Source organism: Haloactinopolyspora sp., assembly GCF_027324685.1.
Classification (GTDB): domain Bacteria; phylum Actinomycetota; class Actinomycetes; order Jiangellales; family Jiangellaceae; genus Haloactinopolyspora.
This window is the reverse complement of sequence record NZ_DAHVSH010000107.1, coordinates 90,637-106,796: the sequence shown is the minus strand read 5'-3', so window position 1 is coordinate 106,796 and position 16,160 is coordinate 90,637. Positions and strand designations below refer to the sequence as shown.

Annotated in this window: 10 protein-coding genes and 1 pseudogene; 4 read left to right on the top strand and 7 right to left on the bottom strand. The window is 69.3% G+C overall.

Annotated elements, in window-relative coordinates:
* Nucleotides 1-394, bottom strand: a pseudogene (locus M6444_RS12715) (hypothetical protein); the annotation flags it as partial.
* Nucleotides 395-586: 192 nt separating this feature from the next.
* Here M6444_RS12715 and M6444_RS12710 point away from each other — a divergent pair.
* Nucleotides 587-3,526, top strand: a complete 2,940-nt coding sequence (locus M6444_RS12710) for a LuxR family transcriptional regulator (protein WP_298327779.1) — start codon at nt 587-589, stop codon at nt 3,524-3,526.
* On the opposite strand, the gene uvrA is transcribed toward M6444_RS12710, so the two are convergent.
* On the bottom strand, nt 3,523-6,387 hold the full coding sequence (gene uvrA / locus M6444_RS12705; RefSeq protein WP_298327776.1) for an excinuclease ABC subunit UvrA: 2,865 nt from the start codon (nt 6,385-6,387) through the stop codon (nt 3,523-3,525). The genes M6444_RS12710 and uvrA overlap by 4 nt on opposite strands.
* 187 nt (nt 6,388-6,574) lie before the next feature.
* Between uvrA and M6444_RS12700 the strand changes: the two genes are divergently transcribed.
* The 3 genes from M6444_RS12700 to M6444_RS12690 are packed head-to-tail and all read left to right on the top strand — an operon-like array spanning nt 6,575 to nt 8,763.
* Nucleotides 6,575-7,303: a maleylpyruvate isomerase family mycothiol-dependent enzyme gene (locus M6444_RS12700; RefSeq protein ID WP_298327773.1), complete on the top strand. Its 729-nt coding sequence runs from the start codon at nt 6,575-6,577 to the stop codon at nt 7,301-7,303.
* Between the two features lie 7 nt (nt 7,304-7,310).
* Nucleotides 7,311-7,970 (top strand): MBL fold metallo-hydrolase, encoded by a 660-nt coding sequence (locus tag M6444_RS12695; protein ID WP_298327770.1) that lies wholly within the window; start codon nt 7,311-7,313, stop codon nt 7,968-7,970.
* A 4-nt stretch (nt 7,971-7,974) separates the two neighbouring features.
* Nucleotides 7,975-8,763 carry a type 1 glutamine amidotransferase gene (locus tag M6444_RS12690; RefSeq protein ID WP_298327765.1) on the top strand — a complete coding sequence of 263 codons (789 nt, stop codon included), beginning with the start codon at nt 7,975-7,977 and terminating at the stop codon, nt 8,761-8,763.
* Here the strand turns inward: M6444_RS12690 and M6444_RS12685 are convergent.
* The 5 genes from M6444_RS12685 to M6444_RS12665 form a co-directional block, all read right to left on the bottom strand.
* Nucleotides 8,702-9,721, bottom strand: coding sequence for a TerC family protein (locus M6444_RS12685; protein WP_363326348.1), 1,020 nt, complete (start codon nt 9,719-9,721; stop codon nt 8,702-8,704). The genes M6444_RS12690 and M6444_RS12685 overlap by 62 nt on opposite strands.
* 297 nt (nt 9,722-10,018) lie before the next feature.
* Nucleotides 10,019-12,124: an excinuclease ABC subunit UvrB gene (gene uvrB / locus M6444_RS12680; protein ID WP_298327759.1), complete on the bottom strand. Its 2,106-nt coding sequence runs from the start codon at nt 12,122-12,124 to the stop codon at nt 10,019-10,021.
* 36 nt (nt 12,125-12,160) lie between these two features.
* The gene (gene coaE, locus M6444_RS12675; protein ID WP_298327756.1) at nt 12,161-13,342 is read right to left on the bottom strand and encodes a dephospho-CoA kinase; all 1,182 of its coding nucleotides are present in this window, start codon (nt 13,340-13,342) and stop codon (nt 12,161-12,163) included.
* Between the two features lie 9 nt (nt 13,343-13,351).
* On the bottom strand, nt 13,352-15,418 hold the full coding sequence (locus M6444_RS12670; RefSeq protein ID WP_298327753.1) for an endonuclease/exonuclease/phosphatase family protein: 2,067 nt from the start codon (nt 15,416-15,418) through the stop codon (nt 13,352-13,354).
* A 56-nt stretch (nt 15,419-15,474) separates the two neighbouring features.
* Entirely contained in the window at nt 15,475-16,158 is a 684-nt protein-coding gene (locus M6444_RS12665; RefSeq protein WP_298327750.1) for a hypothetical protein, read from the bottom strand.
* Nucleotides 16,159-16,160: the final 2 nt, after the last annotated feature.

Here is a 16,160-nt window from a genome sequence, read left to right as displayed (position 1 = left end):
TGCTGAAGGCGCGGAACTCCCCGGCGGCCGGCTGGACCACGACCACGCTGTGCGCGTCGACGACCACGCCGCCGCCCACCGGCACCTCGGACGTCGTCGCCACGGCCTCCCCGGCCGCGCCGTCGCTCGGCTCCCCTGGCTCGCTCGGCGTTTCCGGCTCGCTCGGCTGTTCCGGCGTGTTCGGCTGGCCGCGCTCAGTCGGTTCGTCAGCCGCCGACCGCGACGCCGCACCGTTCTGCGCACCCCCGCCGGAGTCGTCGTCACCGCAGCCGGCCAGAAGCCCTGCGACCCCGAGCGCGCTGAGTCCCATCAACGCGGTACGTCGATCCACGTCGATGCCCGCGCGGACGTCGTCCTGGCCGATCGCTTTCGATGCCGAATCATGGTGGTCCATCGTGCGCCCTCCCGGTCGCCTCCGAGGCGGCCACAGTGACGACGGACCTCGCCGCCGAATGCCGCCGGCCTCGTGATGACAACTACGCGCTGCGTACCCCGAATGGATTGCGCTACCGGCCTTGAACCGACCCGTTTGACCCGTTTCTCGCCGTGCCTTGTGCCGTCGACGCTGGTTGCGAGATCATCGGCCATGCTCTCCGCCTCCGAGGCCGACGAGAATCCGCTGGTCGTCGCGGTTCCGCAGCTGGTGGGCCGCGACCGGGAGGTCGCCGCGCTCACCGATGCGCTGGCTCGTCCACCCGCGTTGGTGTTGATCGAAGGCGAAGCCGGCATCGGCAAGAGCCGGCTGTTGCACGAAGTACTGGCAGCGTCAACGTCGGCTCGCCACGCCCTGCGGGCCGTCTGCCCGCCGCTGCGTGAATCCCTGACTCTCGGGCCGGTGGTCGATGCGCTGCATGCGGCCAGACCGAGTGTTGCCAGTATCGGGCTGACCGACCTGGCCGGCGCGCTGCGACCGTTGTTCCCCGAATGGTCCGACGACCTGCCGCCGTCACCGGACCCGCTGGACGACGCCAAAGCCGCCCGCCATCGGCTTTTCCGTGCGCTCGCGGAGCTGATCGACGCGATCGCCGTGGACGTGCTCGTCATCGAGGACGCGCACTGGGCCGATGAAGTGACGCTGGAGTTCCTGCTGTTCCTGGCCTCTCGGCAACACGCCCCCGCGATGAACGTCGTGGTGACCTACCGGCCCGATGAAGTCGACGACCAGTCGCTGCTGCTTCGCTTGTCGTCGCGCCCGCCGGCCCGCGGCACCCTGGTGCGGATCGCGTTGTCCCCGCTCGATCAGGACGACACGGCGACGCTGGCGTCGAGCATGTTGGACGGCAAGCCGATGTCGCTGGAGTTCGCCGAGTTCATGCACGAACGCACCGATGGTGTGCCGCTGGCCGTGGAGGAGTCGGTCCGGCTGCTGTGCGACCGCGCTGACGTGGTGTTCCGTGGCGGGGAATGGGTGCGGTTGAGCCTCAGCGAGCTGCAGGTCCCGCCCACGATGCGAGACTCCGCGCGGGAACGGGTCGGGCGCCTGGGGCCTGCCGCCCAGCGCGTCCTGGACGCCGCGGCGACGCTGGTCGAGCCGTCCAGCGAAACCGTCCTCGGTGCGACCACGGGGCTGGGGCCGCAGGCGTTCAAGGCCGGCCTGTCCGAGGCGGCCAACGCCGGCCTGCTCGACGCCGACGAGCGTGGCCGGTGGCGGTTCCGGCACGTGCTGACCGCTACCGCGGTCTATGAGGCGATCGCACCGCCGGAGCGGCAGGCCCTGCACCGTCGCGCCGGCCGAGCACTCGCCGGCACCGAACCGCCGCCGGTCGCCCAGCTCGCCCGGCACTTCCGCGAGGCCGGTGTCACCAAGCTGTGGGCACGATTCGGCGAGCAGGCTGCACAACGTGCCGTCGCCTCCGGCGATCACACCACCGCTGTCGTCGTGCTCGACGAGTTGCTGGCCGGCGTCGAGTTACCGGCAGCCGACCGGGCCCGGATCGCCCGAACCGCTGGGCTGGCGGCGCTGGGGCGTCGTGAGCCGGTGGACGAGCTGCAGCATCGCCTGGTCGCCACACTGCGCTCGGTGCTCGACTCGCCCGGGTTGACCGACCGGCAGCAGGCGGAGATCCGCAACCCCCTCGGCCGGTTGTTGATCAATGTCGGCGAAGCCGAGGCCGCCTTGAGCGAGCTGGAGCAGGCGGTGGCCCATCTGGACCATGACCCGGTGGAAGCAGCGCGGACCATGACCTACCTCGGCTGGGCATATGCGGGACCGTGGCCGGCCTCGACCCACTTGCGCTGGCTCCAGCGCGCCGCCGAGCTGACCCCTCGGATTCACTCCGCTGCGGACCGGCTGTCGCTGGAGGGCAACCGGGCGGCGGCCCTGCTGATGCTCGGCGAGGCCGACGCCTGGAACGTCGTCGCCGGCCTTCCGACCGACGGCGCGAGCGCGGCCGAACGCCTCGACGTGGCCCGCATCAACGCCAATATCGGTACCGGCGCCCTGTTGTGGGGCCGCTACGCCGACGCGCGACGGCATCTGGCGGCCGCCCGAAAACTCGCCGAAGCCGACCGGATGGTGCGGCTGCACCGCAACATCCTGCTCGAGCAGGCCAATCTGGACTGGTTCACCGGCCAGTGGGAGGGCCTGGAGCAACGGGCCAACGAGCTCGCGCAGGCCGATCGGGACCGCCCCAGCCTGTACCTGGCCAGCATCCGCCTCGCGGCTCGGCTCGCCGCGGCAGCCGGTCGGCGGCGGGCCGCAGACGAGCAGTTCAGCGTGGTCCTCGACGAGGCCGCGCGGTTGGGCGCGCTCGACACCACCATGGAGCCCGCGGCCGCGTTGGCGCGGCGCTGGCTCGCCGACGGACAGCCTGCTCGGGCCTTGCAGGTCACCGACCAACCCATGGCGACCGTCCACACCAAGGGCATCTGGATCTGGGCGAGCGACATCGCTCCGGTTCGGGTCGAGGCGTATCTCGCAGCCGGTGAGCCCGACCGGGCGGCGCGGGTGACCGACGAATTCGCGCAGGGGTTGCAGGGCCGCCACGCACCCGCCCCGCAGGCAGCACTGCTGGTGTGCCAGGCGCTCATGGTCGCCGCCGCCGGGGACCACGCCCGCGCGTCGCACGGATTCGACCGTGCCGCGACGGCGTGGGATGCCCTGCCTCGGCCCTATGATGCCCTGCTCGCCCGGGAGCGGCAGGCCGAAGCGCTGCTGGGCGACGGACAGAACGAGGCCGGCCAGAAGCTACTGGCCCAGGTGTACGAGCAACTCTTCCGGCTCGGCGCTCGCGGCGACGCCGACCGGATCGCGCAGCGACTTCGTGATCTCGGCTCGGATGTACCGCGGCTGTGGCGCGGCGGGCGCCGCGGCTACGGCGACCGGTTGTCGCCCCGAGAACTCGAGGTGGTTCGGCTCGTCGTCGCCGGGCAGACCAACCGCGAGATCGCCCGCGTCCTGGCCAAGTCACCGGCCACTGTGGACCAGCAGTTACGTTCGGCGATGCGCAAGCTCAACGTGTCTTCGCGCACCGCGCTGGCGGTGGCCGCCGTCGAAGCCGGCGTGTTCGCCGAAGAGGCGCCCTAGCCGCCGAGGATGCGTTTGAGGAACGTTCCGGTGTGCGAGCCCTCAACCTTGGCGACGTCCTCGGGCGTGCCCGTCGCCACGACCTGCCCACCGCCGGTGCCGCCTTCGGGACCCATGTCGATGAGCCAGTCGGCGGTCTTGACGACGTCGAGGTTGTGCTCGATGACCACCACGGTGTTGCCCTTGTCGACCAGGCCCTGGAGCACGCCGATCAGTTTGCGGATGTCTTCGAAGTGCAGCCCGGTGGTCGGTTCGTCGAGGACGTAGATCGTCTTACCGGTCGAGCGCTTCTGCAACTCCGCGGCGAGCTTGACCCGTTGCGCCTCGCCGCCGGACAGCGTCGGCGCCGGCTGACCCAGCCGGACGTACCCCAGGCCCACCTCAGCCAACGTCCGCAGGTGCCGCGCGATCCGCTCCACCGGCGCGAAGAACTCGACGGCTTCCTCGATCGGCATCTCCAACACCTCGGAGATGGTCTTGCCCTTGTAGTGCACCTCGAGGGTCTCGCGGTTGTAACGCGCCCCGTGGCAGACCTCGCACGGGACGTAGACGTCGGGCAGGAAGTTCATCTCGATCTTGATGGTGCCGTCACCGCTGCACGCCTCGCACCGCCCACCCTTGACGTTGAACGAGAACCGGCCGGGCAGGTAACCGCGGATCTTCGCTTCCTGGGTGTCGGCGAAGAGCTTGCGGACGTGGTCGAAAACCCCGGTGTAGGTGGCCGGGTTGCTGCGTGGGGTGCGGCCGATGGGCGACTGATCGACATGGACGACCTTGTCGACCAAGCCTGCGCCCTCGATCCGGCGGTGGCGGCCCGGCACGGCCCGAGCGCGATAGATGTGCCTGGCCAGCGCCGTGTAGAGGATGTCGTTGACCAGGGTCGACTTACCGGACCCACTGACACCGGTGACCGCGACGAAGCACCCCAACGGGAACTCCACCGTGATGTCGCGCAGGTTGTTCGCGCGGGCGCCGACCACGGTGATGGCCCGGTCAGGCGTCGGTGGGCGGCGCACGGCCGGCACGTCGATGCGGCGCTTGCCCGCCAGGTACTGGCCGGTGATGGAGTCCGGCTCGGCGATGAGATCGTCGACGGTGCCGCTGACGACGACCTGCCCGCCGTGCTCGCCGGCGCCGGGACCGATGTCGACGACCCAGTCGGCCGTGCGCACGGTGTCTTCGTCATGTTCGACGACGATCAGCGTGTTGCCGAGGTCGCGCAGGCGCACGAGCGTGTCGATCAACCGGTGGTTGTCGCGTTGGTGCAGCCCGATCGACGGTTCGTCGAGCACGTACAACACGCCGACCAGGCCCGAACCGATCTGGGTCGCCAACCGGATGCGCTGCGCCTCTCCCCCGGCCAATGTCGCGGAGGCACGATCCAGGCTGAGGTAGTCCAACCCGACGTCGACGAGGAACTGCAGCCGTTCGTTGACTTCCTTGAGCACCCGCGCGGCGATCTGTTCTTCCCGCTCGGACAACCGGAGATCGCGCAGGAACTCCGCGCATTCGCCGATGGGCATCGCGGCGACGTCAGCGATGCTGCGCCCGCCGACGGTCACGGCGAGCACGACCGGCTTGAGCCGAGTGCCGCGGCATGCCGGACACGGCACCTCGCGCATGAAGCCTTCGTGGCGTTCCCGGCTCGTGTCGGACTCGGCCTCGGCGTAGCGGCGCCGGACCCAGGGCATGACGCCTTCGAACGTCGTGTAGTACGCCCGTTCACGCCCGTACCGATTGCGGTACCGGACGTGAATCTGCTTGTCGTAGCCGTTCAACACGGCTTGACGGGCCTTCTTGGGCAACGACTCGAACGGGACGTCGGTACGGAACCCGATGGTGTCGGCCAAGGCGGCCACGAGCCGGTTGAAGTACTCCGACGTCGCGGCGTTGCCCCACGGCGCCAGCGCACCCTCGTCGATGCTGAGCGACGGGTCCGGTACGACGAGCTCGGGGTCGACCTCCATCTGATTTCCCAGGCCCGCACATTCCGGGCAGGCGCCGAACGGCGAGTTGAACGAGAACGAGCGCGGCTCGAGCTCCTCGAAGGACAACTCGTCGAACGGGCAGTAGAGATGCTCGGAGTACACCCGTTCGCGGTTCGGATCGTCCTCGGGCAGGTCGACGAAGTCGAGAGCGACCAGCCCGCCGGAGAGCCGAAGCGCCGTCTCGACCGAGTCGGTCAGCCGGCGCTTGGCGGAGTCCTTGACCGTGAGCCGGTCGACCACGACCTCGATCGTGTGCTTCTCCTGCTTCTTCAGCGCGGGCACATCGGTGAGCTGGTACACCGTGCCGTCGACCCGGGCCCGGGAGTATCCCTGCGTCTGCAGCGTCCGGAACAGGTCGACGTATTCGCCCTTGCGCGCGCGCACCACGGGGGCCAGCACCTGGAACCGTGCGCCCTCTTCGAGCTCGAGCACCTGGTCGACGATGGACTGCGGGGTCTGCCGGCCGATCGGCCGGCCGCATTCCGGGCAGTGCGGGTGCCCAGCGCGCGCATAGAGCAGGCGCAGGTAGTCGTAGACCTCGGTGATGGTGCCCACCGTCGAGCGGGGGTTGCGCGAGGTGGACTTCTGGTCGATGGAGACCGCCGGCGACAGCCCCTCGATGAAGTCGACGTCGGGCTTGTCCATCTGTCCCAGGAACTGACGCGCGTAGGCCGACAACGACTCGACGTAGCGCCGCTGCCCCTCGGCGAAGATCGTGTCGAACGCCAAGCTGGACTTGCCCGACCCGGACAAGCCGGTGAACACGATCAGCGAGTCTCGGGGCAGGTCGAGCGAGACGTCTTTGAGGTTGTGCTCTCGAGCCCCCCGGACGACCAGTCGGTCGCCGGCTGGAATGGCGGTTCTCTCGGTCATGAGGCCCCGTGGACTCCGGTCTGATCGATGGTGTGCAGGAAAAGACGTAACCGTTGGCATGGTAGGCGCAGGCACCGACAGAGTCGCCCCGATGGTCGTGCCAGGCGCCCGATTCACGGCGACGGAGTCGCCCTGTCGCACAAAGACGACTAGTTTCGGGTTCGTGCCTTCTGACAACGCTGAACCGATGCCCGAAGATTCCGAGGGCACCCGCGCCGCGGGACCCGTGACCGCTGCTACCGACCGGCTGAAGGCGACAGCGGCCTCGTTCGACGATTCCGCACTCGGCGAGCCCAGCCTCTGCCCGGGCTGGACTCGTGCGCACGTGCTCGCCCACGTCGCGCGCAACGCCGACGCGTTGACCAGGCTGCTGACGTGGGCGCGTACAGGTCACGAGCACCACATGTACCCGAGCGCGCAGGCACGCGCCGCCGACATCGAAGCGGGCGCACGCCAGCCGGCCGCCGAGCTCGTCCAAGACGTGCACGAGTCCGCCGAACGGTTCGCCAAGGCGATCATGGAGATGCCCGACCACGGTTGGGAGCAGGTCGTCCGGCCCGGCCTGGCCGGCCAGGGCGAGCCGATCCCCAGCCGGCGGGTGCTCTGGCTGCGGCTACGGGAGCTCGAGATCCACCATGCCGATCTCCGCGCCGATTACGGCCCGGCCGATTGGCCGGACGCGTTCGTCCGCCGCGCCCTGGACGAGACGATCCGCTCGTTCAGCCGTCGCGACGACGTCCCGGCGTTCGCCGTGTCCGTCGACGGCCGGCCCGCCGAACCGCTGGCTCAGGACGCGCGGGTGACCGTGTCCGGCTCGGCACCGGCGCTTCTCGCCTGGCTGTGCGGCCGCAGCACCGGCGCCGACCTGACGGTCGATCCGGCCGGCCACCTGCCGATCCTGCCGTCGTGGCTTTGAGGCTGCCGTGCGCACGTACACCGGCCACGTCACCCCGGGAGGAACTCCCGACGTCCGCGAACTCGCCCACCTGGTGATCACGAAGGTCTCCGTCGGAGGCTCGTGGGACAACAACGCCTACGTCTTGCGCTGCCGCGACACCGGACACGAGGTCGTGATCGACGCCGCGGCCGAGCCCGCTCGCGTTCTCGCCACGTGCGGCGACGGCCCGGTGGTCCGTATCGTCACCACGCACCGGCATGCCGATCACTGGCGCGCGCTCGCCGAGGTGTCCGCCGCCACCGGCGCGATCACGGTCGCCCATGTCGACGACGCGCCGGCCATCTCCGTCCCCACGCAGGAACCGGTCACCGATGGCGACGTCGTGAGCTTCGGCCGGTGCGAGCTCGAGGTGATCCATCTGGTGGGGCACACCCCCGGCAGCATCGCCCTGCTCTACGACGACCCGACCGGGCCACCGCACCTGTGGACCGGTGACTCGCTGTTCCCGGGTGGAGTCGGCAAGACCGGCTCCCCGGCGGACTTCACGTCGCTGATCAACGACGTCGAGACCAAACTTTTCGACCGACTGCCGGACGAGACCTGGGTCTACCCGGGCCACGGTGACGACACCACCCTCGGCGCGGAACGTCCCCACCTGGGCGAATGGCGCCGCCGGGGGTGGTGACGTCGTGACAGCCGCGGCCGGGGATCACCGCCGGCACCGCCCAGCACCGCGCGTGCTGGTCGTGCAGAACACCGAAACCAACCAGGTACGCCGCCTCGGCGACTGGTGGAGGGCCGACGGGCTCACCCTCGACGTCGTGCCGGCGTACACGGGCCGTGCGCTGCCCGAGCGACTGACCCACGACGCACTCGTGATCCTCGGCGGCGGCTTCATGCCCGACGACGACCACCAGGCGCCCTGGCTGCCCCGTACCCGCGACCTCGCCCGGCAGGCGCTACAGACCGACACGCCCGTGCTCGGAGTGTGCCTGGGGGGCCAACTGCTCGCCCACGTCGGCGGCGGCACCGTCCGAGCGGACGCAGGAGCCCCCGAGCGGGGCAGCACAGCGATCCGCATCCGGCCCGAAGCCGACACCGACCCGCTGTTCCACTCGCTGCCGGCGCACGTCACAGCCATCGAGAACCACGTCGACGCGGTCGAGGAGCTTCCGCGACAGGCGGTGTGGCTCGCGTCCTCACAAGCCTGCCCGTACCAGGCCTTTCGTATCGGCGACTCGGCGTGGGGCGTTCAGTTCCACCCCGAGGTGTCCGCCGACGATCTGGCGCGCTGGGACCGCAGCCGGATGCGGGCGCGTGGGGTCGATGTCGACGCTCTGGTGCCACCGGCCAGGGCCGACGAACCGGCGGCCGCCCGCGTGTGGCGGCAGGTGGCGAGCCGATTCGCCGAACAGGTCAGGTCGACGACTCCCCGGACTCGGCTGTCGGCACCGGCGGCGGGACACGGCGACTCTTGAGCAAACTCGCCACCGTGGTGACCAGCAGTGTTCCTACGATCACGACGAGGGAGAGCCAGATCGGGACCTCTGGGATGCCGTGCAGACCCTCGCCGTCGTTGATGAACGGCAAGGTGTTCTCGTGCAGCGCGTGCAAGATCAGTTTGACGCCGATGAACGCCAAGATCACCGCCAGCCCCGCGGAGAGGTAGACCAGGCGCTGCAGCAGGCCGCCGAGCAGGAAGTACAGCTGTCGCAGGCCCATCAGAGCGAAGATGTTGGCGGTGAAGACGATGAACGCCTCCTGCGTCAGGCCGAAGATCGCCGGGATCGAGTCCACCGCGAACAACAGATCCGCCGAGGCGATGGCCAGGAAGACGATCACCATCGGGGTGAAAACCTTCTTCCCGTTCACCCGCGTACGCAGCTTGACGCCCTCGTAGGTGTCCGTCATCGGCAGGATCCGCCGAGCGCGCCGGATGAAGGCGTTCTCGTACTCCTCGCCGTCCTCTTCGTCATGGTGAACCTGCTCGCGGGCCAGCTTGACCGCGGTGTACACGAGGAACAGGCCGAAGAGATAGAAGACCCAGGCGAATTCGTTGATGGCGGCGGCACCCACCAGGATGAAGATGCCGCGCAGCACGATGGCGGTGAGGATGCCGAACATCAGCACCGACTGCTGGTACTGCCTCGGGACCTTGAACTGCGCCAGGATGATGACGAAGACGAACAGGTTGTCGACGCTCAGGCTGTATTCCGTCAGCCAGCCGGCGTAGAACTCAGCGGAGGCCTGCCCGCCGGAGACCGCCAGCATCACCAGTCCGAACAGCGCTGCGAGGCCGACGTAGAACGTCACCCACGCGGTGGCCTCCTTCATGGAGGGGACGTGCGGGCGGCGTGTCACGATCAGCAGATCTACCGCCAGGAGCAGGGTCAGGACGACGAAGGTTCCGATTTCGAACCAGACGGGTAGGTCCAACACGAACGATGACAGTCCTCTCCGGTCGCTTGCCACGCGGCGGCTACCGCGCTACCGGAGGTCTCGTCCGCCCGCGTCATGCGGACCGGCGGCACCGGGCGCTCCCCGGTGTCAGGGAGCATCCGTGATGACGATGCCACCGCGTCGGGATTACTCCCCTCCACGTTCAGGTCACAGTATCCCACAGCATGCCCATCTTGGGCAGACGTCACGGTCGCCCGTCGGCGTCGGCCGACGATCAGTGCTGGTCAGGTGGCCTCACACCGCTCGACCGGACAGCTGCCGGACTCGGCCGGTTCAGCCGACGCCCGCCTCGTGCATGCCTCGTAGCTCCTTCTTCAGCTCGGAGATCTCGTCCCGCAATCGAGCGGCCAACTCGAACTGCAGCTCCGCGGCAGCAGTGTGCATCTGCTCGGTGAGTTGCTGGATGAGCTGAGCGAGATCGGCGGCAGGCATGCCGGCGAGCTCCGCAGCATGCTTGCCGACCTCGGAGGTGCTCTTCAGACCCGGTACCGGCGATTTTCCGCGACTCGCGGTGCGACCGGAGCCGCCGATCAGGTTCTCGGTGTCGGCGTCCTCACGGGCCAGCAACTCGGTGATGTCGCTGATGCGCTTGCGCAGCGGCGTGGGGTCGATTCCGTGGGCGGTGTTGTAGGCGATCTGCTTCTGGCGGCGCCGATTCGTCTCGTCGATCGCGTTCTGCATGGACGGGGTGACGGTGTCGGCATACATGTGGACCTGCCCCGACACGTTCCGAGCGGCCCGGCCGATGGTCTGGATGAGTGACGTACCCGAGCGCAGGAAGCCTTCCTTGTCCGCGTCGAGGATGCTCACCAAAGACACCTCGGGCAGGTCGAGGCCCTCGCGGAGCAGGTTGATGCCCACCAGGACGTCGTACTCCCCCATCCGCAGCTCGCGCAGCAACTCCACGCGACGCAGCGTGTCGACTTCGCTGTGCAGGTAACGCACCCGCACACCACGTTCGAGCAGGTAGTCGGTGAGATCTTCGGCCATCTTCTTCGTCAGCGTGGTCACGAGTACCCGCTCGTCGCGTTCGGTCCGGACGTTGATCTCGTGCAGCAGGTCGTCGATCTGGCCCTTGGTGGACTTGACCACGACTTCCGGGTCGATCAAGCCGGTCGGCCGGATGATCTGCTCGACGACGCCGTCGACCTTGGCCATCTCGTACGGTCCCGGGGTGGCCGACAGGTACACCGTCTGCCCGATGCGCTCGAGGAACTCCTCCCACCGCAACGGGCGGTTGTCCATGGCGCTGGGCAGCCGGAACCCGTGGTCGACCAGAGTGCGCTTGCGGCTCATGTCGCCTTCGTACATCCCGCCGATCTGCGGCACCGTGACGTGCGACTCGTCGATGACCAGCAGGAAGTCGTCGGGAAAGTAGTCGAGCAGACAGTTCGGTGCAGAACCCGCCGGGCGCCCGTCCAGATGGCGAGAGTAGTTCTCGATACCCGAGGTGAAGCCGACTTCGCGCATCATCTCGAGGTCATAAGTGGTGCGCATGCGCAACCGCTGCGCCTCGAGCAGCTTGCCCTGTCGTTCGAACTCGGCCAGTCGTTCGTCGAGCTCGGCCTCGATGTCTTTCAGGGCACGCTCCATCCGCTCCGGCCCCGCGACGTAGTGGGTGGCCGGCGCGACGTAGGCCTCCCCCTCCTCGCGCACGACCTCACCGGTCAGCGGGTGCATCGTGATGATGCGCTCGATCTCGTCACCGAAGAACTCCACTCGCACGGCCAGCTCGTCATACATCGGGATGATCTCGAGCGTGTCGCCGCGGACGCGGAAGGTTCCACGGGTGAGGTTCTGGTCGTTTCGCGTGTACTGGACCTCGACCAGCCGGCGCAGCAGGCTCTCGCGGTTCTGCTCGGACCCCACCTCCAGATGCACCATCCGGTCGAGATATTCATCGGCCGAGCCCAGGCCGTAGATGCACGACACGGTCGCCACCACGACGACATCGCGACGGGTCAGCAGCGACCAGGTGGCCGAGTGCCGCAGCCGCTCGACCTCCTCGTTGATCGAGGAGTCCTTCTCGATGTAGGTGTCGCTCTGCGGAACGTAGGCCTCGGGTTGGTAGTAGTCGTAGTACGACACGAAATACTCGACGGCGTTGTTGGGCAGCAGGCTCCGGAACTCGTTGGCCAGCTGTGCCGCCAGCGTCTTGTTGGGGGCCAGAACAAGCGTCGGCCGCTGCAGCCGTTCGATCATCCACGCCGTGGTGGCGCTCTTACCCGTACCGGTGGCGCCAAGCAGGACGACGTCCTTCTCGCCGGCTCGAATTCGCCGTTCCAGCTGGTCGATTGCCTCCGGCTGGTCGCCGGACGGTTCCCAGTCGCTGACGACCTTGAACGGTGCCACGAATCGGGTCAGCTCACTCGCGCGCATACAACCAACCGTATGCGCTGCTGCCGACAGAGTCCGTCAGATCGGGGTCCACCCGGTCTCGGCTGCCCACCTGTCGGCCCGCTCCAAGGCTGAGTTGATCCACGGCGTCTTGGCCTCGGCATAGTGATCGATGGACTCGTGCGGCTGGGCCGCCAGTCGCCGCTTGAGCGCGGCGTATTCGTCCACCGCCGCCGGGGTCGCGCGCAGCCAGTCGCGCAGCAGCAGCGCATCGCGCCACGTCGGGGACGTCTCAGGCCGGATATGGCAATTGACGGCGCGCGCGGGGTCGGCATTGCAGGCGAGCTGCTTGTCCCACTCGGTGCCGTCGCGCCAGACGTCCCACCAGCGCCCCGCGCGGCGCACCAGGCCCGCCTCGATCAACTGGTCGGCCACGGCGCCGGTCGTCGCCAGGTCAGGCACCAGCACCTGCAGGTCGATGACGTTCTTGGCCGCCAGCCCCGGCACCGAGGTCGAGCCGGTGTGAGCGATGCTGATCGCCCGTTCACCCACCACGCGGCGGATCTTCTCGATCAGCCGAGCGGCCTGCGCCGGCCACGTCGGGTCCGGATCCTCGATGACGGGGTGCGGCGGTCGGGGCGCGCACACGCCGGAACGCAGGTTGGTCTCGAACGGCACGAGCCGGTCGGCCCACAACGCGTCGACGGCGGCCAACGTGTCCTCGGGCGCGCCGGAGTTGTCTATTCGGGCGTCGGCCACGGCCGCGCGTTCCTCGTCGCTGGCCTGGGCCCGGATGCGCGCGCGGACGTCGTCCTCGCTCATGCCCCGATGAACGACGAGGCGGCGCACCCGCTCCGTCTCAGGAGCCTCGACGACGATCACCAGCTGATAGTGGGCCGCGAGGCGGTTCTCCACCAGCAACGGGATGTCCTCGACGACGATGGCATCAGCCGCGGCGGCCTCGACCAACTCGTGGCGGCGTTGATACACGAGCGGATGGATGATGGCGTTCAACGCCTGCCGGCGTGCCTCGTCGCCGAAGACGATCTTGGCCAGCCGCGGCCGGTTCAGCGCACCGTCGGCGTCGAGCACGTCCGGACCGAACTCGGCCACGACCGCGTCGAGACCAGGGGTGCCTGGAGCCACCACCTCACGAGCGATGACGTCGGCGTCCACGAGCACCGCACCCAGCTCGTCAAGACGCCCGGCCACCAGCGACTTTCCCGCACCGACCCCGCCGGTCAATCCCACACGCAGCACGGCACGACCCTACTCGGGCGCGACCACGACTGTCGCGAACACCGGCAGGTGATCACTGGCCAGCGTCGACGGGATGTCGACCGCAGAGAACGCCAGATCTTCAGTGCCGAGGATCCAGTCGATGCGGTGGTCAGGATCCGATGCCGGTGACGTGTTCAGGTCCGGGTCGCCGGCCACGTCCTGCGCGGACACCAAGCCGGTGCCGTCGAACCACGGCTCGATGTCGGCCGAGCCCGGTCGAGAGTTGAAGTCGCCGCCGATGAGCGCCGGCACGTCACGCCCGGACGACTCCCACGCGGTCAGGACCTGGCGAGCCTGGGCCTGCCGTGTCTCGGTCGTGTGGTCCTGGTGTTGCAGATGCGTGCTCCACACGTCCAGCTCCACGCCGTCACCCAGCACGACACTCGCCGCGACGTAACCGCGCTGCATCGTGCCCTGACCCCGGTCCATCACCCCGGACCAGTGCTCGGAGATCGGATGGACCGACAGCACGGCGTTACCGAACTGGTGATCAGCCGCGCCACCGTAGACGACCTCGGCGCCGAGCCGTCGCGACAACCAGGCGGCGGTGTCCAGGCCACCGGCCAGCGGCCAGCCGCGCGCCACCTCCTGCAACATCGTCACCTCGGCACCGCCGTCGTCGAGTACCTCGGCGATGCCCGCCGGGTCGAGGTCGCCGTGCCACGACACGGCACTGTGGATGTTGTAGGTCGCGACCCGGACCTGGTGCGTGCCGTCTGGAGCCGATGTCGTGGTCGATGCCGTGGCCGACGCCGTGCCCGATGCTGTCGGCGTCGCCGCCGGCCACGTCAGCGCCGACCACATCGGCACCCCCAGCGCGATGATCGGCGCCAGAACGGCGATCGGACGGGCGAGCCGACCAGACCGCACGGGACGGTCTTCCTTGCTGGTCGGGCCGGCCTCCGGCGTCGACGGTGCGGTCGACGCTGCCGCGGCCAAGGCGACGAGGAGCACGGCCCCGAGCGCGGGGAAGACGAACTGGGGCAAGCCGAGGGGCAACTCGTAGGAGATCTGATACGGCAGCAGGACGCCGACCAGGAGCAGGCACGCGCATCCGGCGCCGGCCCAGGTCCGGATCGATCGCTCGTCCGATTCAACCGCACGAGGGCGCGCGTACGCCGTCGCCAGGAGCAATCCGGTCGCTCCCTGCCCCACCAGAACGGCCACGCACGCTGCCACCCCGGTGAGCCCGGTGGGTCCGGTCGACACGGCGGCCACGACCACCACCGCGAGCCGTGCGCTCCACAGCGGCACGCCGCGGCTCACTGCAGGCATCGCCGCCGCGACAGCGAACCCGACCAGCACGATGGAGCCGGCCATCGGCAACGTCACCCCTCCGGACGAGGCGACGACGCCGGGATTGGCCAGGACCAGCGTCTGCAGCGCGAGGACTGGGCCGGGCAGAGCCGCCGACGCGACCGAATCCGTACCGTCCAGCGGTGATCTCTGATCAGCCTCCGCTCCGGAGACGACCGCCGTCGCGATGACGGACGCGGCCAGCAGGGCCGGGCCGGCCGTCCCGACGATCATGGCCAACGGCGTCGACTGCCATGCCGCATCCCAGGTCGTCAGGGCCAGGCGGACCGCGGTGTCCGCCGTGAGGCCCAGGTAGAGCCCCAGGGCTGCCGGCGGACCGTCAACCTCGGCGCGCGCCGCGCGAAGGCCGGCCGCGAGGGCGACCAGGCCCAGCAACGTCCCGGCCACGGCAACGGCGACCGTCGGGCGGTCCTGGAATTGGAGGATCACCCGGGCCACGGCCAGGCCGAGGCCCGAGACGAGCAGCAGCGTCCGCGGGCTCAGCCAGCGCCCGAGCGGGGCGACGGCAAGGGGCGCGGCGAACATCAACGGGACGACCCACGCTGCCGTCGTGAAGCCGATGCGGCCGGCCAGGTCGTACAGCAGCGGGAACGAGACCCGCATGACCTCCGCGACGACGGCGGTGATCAGCGCGACGGTCAGGGCGGGGCGCACCGAACCGCCGGAACCGCCGCTGCCGGTCACGGCCACCGCACGCCGCCGTGCGCCGCACCACGAGGCGAGCTGTCGCCCCACCATGCGTGCACGGGTGGTGGAGTTGGGAATTGCCAGCTGAACATGATCATTCGACGAGTTCAGGCGGTGGCGGTGGCGGCGGAGGTCGACGGCGGGATGCCGAGCAGGTGATGGGCCATGTCGAGCAGCACCACACGCTCGGCGGGTTTGGCGACCACGCCGTGGGACAAGGTGATGACATAGGTTCGCACGTCGTCAGCGACCACGAACGACACGTCCTGCTTGTCCGAGAGCAAGAACCCGTCGCGCCCGGCGACCGACTGCGCCTGCACCGTCGTACCGGCCGCCTGTGCATCGTCGACGGTCGAGCTGATGCGACCGGCCGCGACGTCGCCGTCGACATAGCCGCTGACGGCCACGGTGAGCGGGACCGGTGCAGGTGTCGGCGGCGCGTTGCGGCCCTCAGGCGTGGGACGCACCCCGTACTTGCAGGTCAGCCGTCCGGTGCGGCCCGAATCCCCGAGGTAATCGTCGTTGTAGACACGCTGGGTCTCGCCGCGCATCGGCACCTTGAGGATCTTCGCCACCTCACCGGCGGTGGCCAGGTCCTCGCACAGTTCGGGAACGCCGGTCGTGGACGTGGGCGACGGCGTCGCGGCCGCGTCGCCTGCGGAGCCGTCGTCACTGGGCGAGGCTCCCTGCGTGGGCACGACCGGAACCTCGGGCTCATCGGTGTTGGAGCAGGCGGTGACCGACAGCGCAACGGCCACAGCAACGGCTGCTGAACGGCTCAGTCGGCTCATCA